Raw genomic sequence first — 7,651 nt, 5'->3', positions numbered from 1 at the left:
TTCCAATCGGTCAACATTGAAGAAGTTTGAGCGTAGCCTACTCTTTCTTGCTTTTCGTACCAAGCTTGTGTTCGTTCGTGGAGAGCTTTGTTGTAAACTAATCTTACACAGCCCAAAGTGCGCCGCAATAGCGACTCTTGTGTTGGTGTGGGGTAAAATCGAAACGAATAGGCTTTTTCCATACCTCACGTTTTAGCATATATTTCGTAAACGATGCTCATATTTAACAGTAAAGCCGTCGTAGAACGACGGGGTTTCAGACCCAAAATTTTCGATGACACAAGAAAAAACATGGGTGGGGAGCGATGTCAGTAAAGATGTTCTAGATATCTATCTGCTACCCCAAGGTCTCAGCTGACAACAACCCAATAGCGAGCTACAATATCTGCGATCACTTTCTGGCTTTGCGGATAGCACTCCCTAGTATTAAACCCCCAAGGGTAATATAAGCAAGAACGCTGCTGGATTCTGGAGTCGTTCTTTTAGATGCAACACGAATCTGAACAAGAACATCATCGTCATCATCATCTACAGTGAAAGATGCAGCGTCATCAAGATGAGCTAAGAAGATATTAGTATCTAGTAACTCAAATGTATTTCCTCCGAAACCAAGGCTATTATCTAGATCTGAAAAAACTATTTGTGAAGCCCTATCTGTGCCTCCAATTGTAGCGAAAAAACTTTGACCATTCCAGTTAGTTAGAACCGCCAGTGGAATTGGTTGATCTGGATTAAAAGACCCCAAAAAAACCTCACTGTTTGTTGATGGATTATTCGGCAATCCTGAAAGAACCGGAACAAAGTTTTCTGAAGTAGTCCCAAGACCAAACTCAGAATTGGCACCAGCACCACCTCCTAAGGATTTAACGTAAATATCAACCTGATCAGGAAATTTAAACTCTGCTGCACTGCTTAGATTAGTAATACCGCCAACGAATAAAGCAAGAGCAAAAGTAAATAAGGGATATTTGGGGTTGCAGGGATTGAACATTTTTGTTGCTCCTCAAAAATTAATTCTTTTTTTGTTGTTCGTTATCTTTTGTTCCTTGAGAACAAGGTTCATGCTTTTAGTTTGACCAGTGAGCAAAAATTCCCCAGTCGTCTGGAACAGGCGAACCAAAAGATTCGCCCGCCCACTCCCAATTAGTTAAATAAGCTGAACATCGAAAGAGACAGCAAACCCGGCGGGGCGATTTTCAATGGTTGCGAATTGTTGCCCAAGAAAACTTAACCCACCTGTTAAGCTATTGTAGTTAAATTGGCTAAGGCTACTAGCATTAAATCCGGACTTACTGATTTGGATGACATCGCCCTCTATCCACTGAAAATCCTTGATTACGTCAACTCCTTCTAGAAGAGAACCGAAAAAAAAGGCATCGGCACCAGTGCCGCCAGTGAGGATATCATTGCCATAGCCGCCATAGACAAAGTCATTCCCAGCGCCTCCTAATAGAACATCGTTGTCGGCTCCGCCAAAGAGATAATCAGTGTCGTTTCCGCCTGATAAAGTGTCAGCACCCGCTTCGCCAATGAGCAAGTCACTACCGTTTCCGCCGAAGACATTGTCATTTCCAGCGCGGCCGAAGATGATATCTGCACCATCTCCACCATCAATGTAGTCGTTGCCTATTCCACCGTCGATGTAGTCGTTGCCTCCTTGGCCGTAAATGCTATCATTCCCTTCATTCCCGTACATGGTGTCATTACCGAAACTGCCGAACAAGAAGTCATTGTAAATTGTACCGTTGTAAACTGGCATTAGCTGTCAACTCCTGTGAATTAATTAAGTTGATGATTCAAGTCAAACATTCAGAGCAAATAACATTCAATAGATACTGAATAACAAATTGGTATCAGCCAACAACTCTAAATAACTCTAAATAGCTCTAAATAACCGTACATAACTTTAAATAACAATTAATAACAGTGCTTTCTCTTTCTCATCAAAATATTGACAAATCCGAGAAAATGATGTAATCTCTAAATATCTCCATTAATTTTTTGATTATTTTTGAACTAAAAATGGTTGGCATTCCTGACAGGATAGGAACTAAAGATAAAGACCTATTGCAAAAAGCATTTCTAAACCAGATCTTGCAAAGTACTGGTTTGATAAAAAATCAAGATCATAGTTGTTTATTTCAACTTCTATATAATCCAAAAAATCAAGATAAAAAAAGAAGTGAAATTGTCGAAATAATGAAAGATAAGCATAATCTTCATTATACGGAAGCAACTATTAATGAATATGCGAAAAGAATTAGGAGAATAATGGTAGATGTGTTTAAACAAGCGATGATAGACGATGGATTAGAATTAAGTGTCAATTTAATTACTACTAAATATGAGAAGAAAGGAAAACCTCAGAATTCAATTGAACCTCATCAAGTGACTTATCAATGGTTATGGGAGAAAAAATTTCCTCGGATGGGTTGGGAATTAGCAAAAGAAGTTGCTGCACCTGCTTGTAATAAGTTAACGATGCTGGATATTAATGAAAATTTTGAGGGAGAAAAATCCCCTAATGGAGGAGCCTCAAACGGTAGTTCAAAAAGGGGTCTAGTTATGAATGGTACTGTAATTAAGCCAGAGCCAGATAAGGGTAATTATATTTATCTTAACAAGCCCCATTATTTATGGGTTGATTTACCTGACAATGGTAAATATTTATTGTTAATTAATGAGACGGTAGAAGGAAATTTTTATCTCTTTAGTCCTTCAAGAGCATTTGCCTATGTTCCTTATACTAAGCTGTCAGAAGGACTTCGTTTACCCCCGTCTGAAGGACTGGCTCGATTTTTCCAATATGATGCAGTAGGAGATGAATATTTTCTGGCAATTGTCACAGAGCAACCCATTGATTTATCTTGGGTTAATGGGGAATCTGACCCTACAGATATTATCTTAAGTCAAGAGCGTCTTGAGGAGATATTTATTAAATTGGGTCAACAGGGTAATAGTGAAGTGTTTTATAAGCGGTTTAAGGTGGTGGAACAAACAATTAATTACTCTGAGCAATCGGCAACAATAATCAACAACAAAAACTTAGTTTATTAAAGGAGTATAGTAACATGAATCAAGCCATAATTAACCAGATACAATAGTATAACTAGATCGCATCATGCCAGCGATTGCCCTTGCCCATTGTCAACAGTAATTGCCCATAAAATAGGAAAAAACAATGCAAATTTCCATTCAACTAGACGATGAACACGCTCAAAAACTAGCCTATATTCAACAAACCACCCAAGAAAATACTTTAGAAACCATTCAACAAGCCATTGAACTACGCTATCAACAACTCCAAGAAAAAACACACGATCCCCTAGCTAAATTAAAACAAAGTTCCTTTATCGGTAGCTTTGAAGCAGAGGCTGACTTTGCCGAAAACTCAGAAAACATTTTGCATTCACTCCTATCCGAAAAAAATGATCATTGCTGATACAGGATTCTTTCTCGCTCTTGGCAATCGAAAAGACAAAGATCACTCGTTAGCCATTCAAACTATTTATAGTCAAAATGAAGCCTTAATTACCACCTATCCTGTTATCACCGAAACCTGTTATTTACTCTTAGCCAGAATAGGTAATCAGGCGCAAATCAACTTTTTGCAGGGATTGGTTAACGATAACTTTGAAATATTTCATTTACAAAATCATCATATTGAACGAATGATTGAATTAATGGATCGTTACGCTAACTTACCGATGGATATGGCAGACGCTTCTTTGATTGTATTAGCAGAGCATCTAGGACATGGAAGAATATTAACTGTTGATCGTCGAGATTTCAGTATCTATCGTTGGAACAATACGGAGGTTTTTAACAACTTATTGTAGGAGATATTTATTCAGGGTAATCAGGGTAATAGTGAGGTGTTTTATAAGCGGTTTAAGGTGGTAGAAAAACCCATTAATCACTCTGATCAATCAGCAACAATAATCAGCAACAAAAACTTAGTTTATTAAAGGAAGATAGTAACATCAATCAATCCATAATTAACCAGATACAACAGTATAACCAAACCCTAGGAATGCTATATCAGCAGGGGCAATATGAGCAAGGGATTATCTTCGCTCAACAAACCTGTGATTTAGCCAAAAGTTACTCACTAACTAATGAGCCTATTTATGCTTATTCTTTGAATCTTTTAGCCATATTATATAAGTCAATGGGACAGTATGAGCAAGCTTTACCTCTCCATCAACAAGCTCTCAAAATTATTGGTAAAATTCTAGGTACTGACCACCCTGAATATGCTAATTGTCTGAATAACTTAGCCCTATTATATGAGTCAATGGGACAGTATGAGCAAGCTTTACCTCTCCATCAACAAGCTCTCAAAATTATTGGTAAAATTCTAGGTACTAACCACCCTGAATATGCTAATTGTCTGAATAACTTAGCCCTATTATATGAGTCAATGGGACAGTATGAGCAAGCTTTACCTCTCTCTCAACAAGCTCTCAAAATTATTGGTAAAAGTTTAGGAACTGACCACCCTAACTATGCTGAGTCTCTATATAATTTAGCCGTATTATATAGGTCAATGGGACAGTATGAGCAAGCTTTACCTCTCCATCAACAAGCTCTCGAAATTCGTGGTAAAAGTTTAGGTACTGACCACCCTGACTATGCTGGTTCTCTGGATAACTTAGCCATATTATATCAGTTAATGGGACAGTATGAGCAAGCTTTACCTCTCCATCAACAAGCTCTCGAAATTATTGGTAAAATTCTAGGTACTGACCACCCTAACTATGCTGAGTCTCTATATAATTTAGCCGTATTATATAGGTCAATGGGACAGTATGAGCAAGCTTTACCTCTCTCTCAACAAGCTCTCGAAATTGCTGGTAAAAGTCTAGGTACTAACCACCCTGGCTATGCCACTTCTCTGAATAATTTAGCCGTATTATATGGGTCAATGGGACAGTATGAGCAAGCTTTACCTCTCTCTCAACAAGCTCTCGAAATTCACGGTAAAATTTTAGGTACTGACCACCCTAAGTATTCTACTTCTCTGAATAATTTAGCCCTATTATATCAGTCAATAGGACAGTATGAGCAAGCTTTACCTCTCCATCAACAAGCTCTCGAAATTACTGGTAAAATTCTAGGTACTGACCACCGTGAATATGCTACTTGTCTGAATAACTTAGCCCTATTATATGATGCAATGGGACAGTATGAGCAAGCTTTACCTCTCCATCAACAAGCTCTCGAAATTACTGGTAAAATTCTAGGTACTGACCACCCCACCTATGCTAATTCTCTGAATAACTTAGGCGGATTATATCGGTCAATGGGACAGTATGAGCAAGCTTTACCTCTCTCTCAACAAGCTCTCGAAATTCGTGGTAAAAGTTTAGGAACTGACCACCCTGACTATGCTAATTCTCTGAATAGTTTAGCCGTATTATATCGGTTAATGGGACAGTATGAGCAAGCTTTACCTCTCTCTCAACAAGCTCTCGAAATTGTTGGTAAAAGTTTAGGAACTGACCACCCCGACTATGCTGCTTCTCTGAATAATTTAGCCCTTTTATATGCAGCAACCAACCACCCAGAAGAAGCACTAAAATTAATGCAGGAAGCAGCAAAAATTGATTTAAAAACTATTTCTAAAATCTTTAGCATTAGCACCGATAAGGAACGCCTGAACTATGTCAAACAAAACTACCATAAAGTAGAAACATTTCTCTCCCTAGTTTTCCAGCACTTTCCTAATAGCCCCGAAGCGGTACAATCTGCCTATAACCTCATCTTAAGACGAAAAGCGATCGCAACCGAAACCGCCATCCTGCAAAAAATCGCCCTTTTATCCCAACAATACGCCCATCTTGCCCCCAAACTCCAACAATGGCAACAAATTAGGCAACAACTCGCCAAACGCTGTTTTGATATACCCACCCCCGAACAACTTCCCTACTACCAACAAGAAATTAAATCCCTCGAACAACAAGCAGAAAACCTCGAACGAGAATTAAATATCCCCGAACTTAACCTCGAAAAAGAACTGCAAAACGCTGATTTTCGTACCATCGCCTTAGAATTACCCCAAGGAACTACTCTAATTGAATTTTTCAGGTTTAATAACTACAATTTTCAGGCAATTCCCGCCAACGGTGACGCTGCATCCTTTCCCCCTCGCTATCTCGCCTTTATCCTACCTGCCCAAGCCCCAGAACAGCTAACTATGATAGATTTAGGAGAAGCTGAACCCATAGACAAATTAGTGAAAGAGTTTCGGGAATCGGTAGAAAACCCACGAGGATTAAGTGTGGCCGTATTTAAGAAAAAAGAGGATATATCGCCAAAAATTGAACTAAGCAAGCTTATATTTGACAAAATCGAGCCTTATCTCACCCAAGAATTAATTATCTGTCCCGATGGCGAATTAAACTGCTTACCCTTTGAAATTTTACCCACCGATAAAGGCAGCTACTTAATGGATGAATATCGCTGCAACTTCTTAAATGTAGGACGAGATATCCTGCGCTTTAAAGCCAAAATTCCCGCCAAAGTCACCTATCCTCTCGTTATCGCTAACCCTGACTATAACTTAGCTAGTCCCGAAAACACGCCCTCAACTGCCGAAAATGAGGAAAAATTCCCCTTTAAACCATCCTTACGCGATTTAGCCACCTCTCGACAAGGACAAATATTCAACTCCCTCCCCGGCACCGAAATCGAAGGCGAAAAAATCGCTAAAATACTCAGAGTCAAACCCGTTACCGCCGCCAAAGCTTTAAAACCTCTTGTCTCCAAAGCCCAAAAAGCCCCGTATATTCTCCATATCGCTACTCATGGCTACTTTCTCGGCGATATAACCCCCGAACTGGACACAATTAACCAAAACTTCATGTTATCGAGTCTTTCCGCCTCAGAAAGATTCCAAGTCGGCACCAGACAAAATCCCCTGTTGCGTTCAGGTTTAGCCTTTGCGGGGGTGAATACCATGTTAAACGGCGGTAAACTACCCGAAGAAGCCGAAGATGGCTTATTAACTTCCCTAGACGTGCAATCTATCAACTTAGCAGGGACAGAGTTAGTCGTTACCTCCGCCTGTGAAACCGCCTTAGGAGACCTCTACACAGGAGAAACCCTCATCGGTTTGCGTCGTTCCTTCATCCAAGCAGGAGCAAAAACCGTTATTATCAGCCTTTGGAAAGTGGAGGATGTGGCTACCACTATCTTAATGCAGTATTTCTATTATTATCTCCTGAAAGCCAAACTTAGCAAAGCAGAAGCTTTGAGAAAAGCCAAATCTAGCCTCCAGCGTCTCACCATCGCCAAAATGCGTTCCCAATGGCTAACGGAAGATGCCATCAAATCGGCAGAAAAACACAGTATAGGAACTGCTGCCCATTTGCGTGAATTAAGTCAAAAATCTGATTTAGAACGCCCTTATGAAGCTCCTAAGTATTGGGCTGCTTTTATTTGTTTAGGGAATCCAGCCGGTCTTCCGCTTTTACCATTTTGACAGGCGAGCAAGGAACAAAATCTGAATTGACATCCTCGCCGCCCTAAAAGTGCGGCGATTCCTAAACCTCACGATTTAAGTTTCTGCTTCCACCACCGTCGCATACCACAGTTAAAAAACCATGTACTGTCTTACACAGAGTCCACAGACTTTCGCCCCATTTCA

7 protein-coding genes are annotated in these 7,651 nt (G+C 39.8%); 4 read left to right on the top strand and 3 right to left on the bottom strand.

The window, feature by feature from the left end; translation table 11 throughout:
* From IM509_RS16325 to IM509_RS16315, 3 genes are all read right to left on the bottom strand, one after another.
* A partial coding sequence (locus IM509_RS16325) for a helix-turn-helix domain-containing protein (protein WP_272079385.1) occupies positions 1 to 182 on the bottom strand: 182 nt, incomplete at its 3' end.
* 209 nt (positions 183 to 391) lie between these two features.
* Positions 392 to 991: a hypothetical protein gene (locus IM509_RS16320; RefSeq protein WP_052275618.1), complete on the bottom strand. Its 600-nt coding sequence runs from the start codon at positions 989 to 991 to the stop codon at positions 392 to 394.
* 156 nt (positions 992 to 1,147) lie between these two features.
* Entirely contained in the window at positions 1,148 to 1,759 is a 612-nt protein-coding gene (locus IM509_RS16315; protein ID WP_052275619.1) for a calcium-binding protein, read from the bottom strand.
* 263 nt (positions 1,760 to 2,022) lie between these two features.
* Between IM509_RS16315 and IM509_RS16310 the strand changes: the two genes are divergently transcribed.
* From IM509_RS16310 to IM509_RS16295, 4 genes are all read left to right on the top strand, one after another.
* Positions 2,023 to 3,057 carry a Clr5 domain-containing protein gene (locus tag IM509_RS16310; RefSeq protein ID WP_185238041.1) on the top strand — a complete coding sequence of 345 codons (1,035 nt, stop codon included), beginning with the start codon at positions 2,023 to 2,025 and terminating at the stop codon, positions 3,055 to 3,057.
* Positions 3,058 to 3,181: 124 nt separating this feature from the next.
* Entirely contained in the window at positions 3,182 to 3,442 is a 261-nt protein-coding gene (locus IM509_RS16305; RefSeq protein ID WP_002758926.1) for a hypothetical protein, read from the top strand.
* On the top strand, positions 3,429 to 3,839 hold the full coding sequence (locus IM509_RS16300) for a type II toxin-antitoxin system VapC family toxin (RefSeq protein WP_012264691.1): 411 nt from the start codon (positions 3,429 to 3,431) through the stop codon (positions 3,837 to 3,839). The genes IM509_RS16305 and IM509_RS16300 overlap by 14 nt, the downstream gene beginning before the upstream one ends.
* Positions 3,840 to 4,033: 194 nt before the next feature.
* Complete coding sequence (locus tag IM509_RS16295) at positions 4,034 to 7,486, top strand: CHAT domain-containing protein (RefSeq protein ID WP_287717168.1); 3,453 nt, start codon at positions 4,034 to 4,036, stop codon at positions 7,484 to 7,486.
* Positions 7,487 to 7,651 lie beyond the last annotated feature (165 nt).

It is taken from the genome of Microcystis sp. M31BS1 (assembly GCF_020245285.1).
In the GTDB taxonomy this organism is placed as follows: domain Bacteria; phylum Cyanobacteriota; class Cyanobacteriia; order Cyanobacteriales; family Microcystaceae; genus Microcystis; species Microcystis panniformis.
Note: the sequence above shows the minus strand (reverse complement) of the source record. Positions and strands in the feature narration are given on the sequence as shown.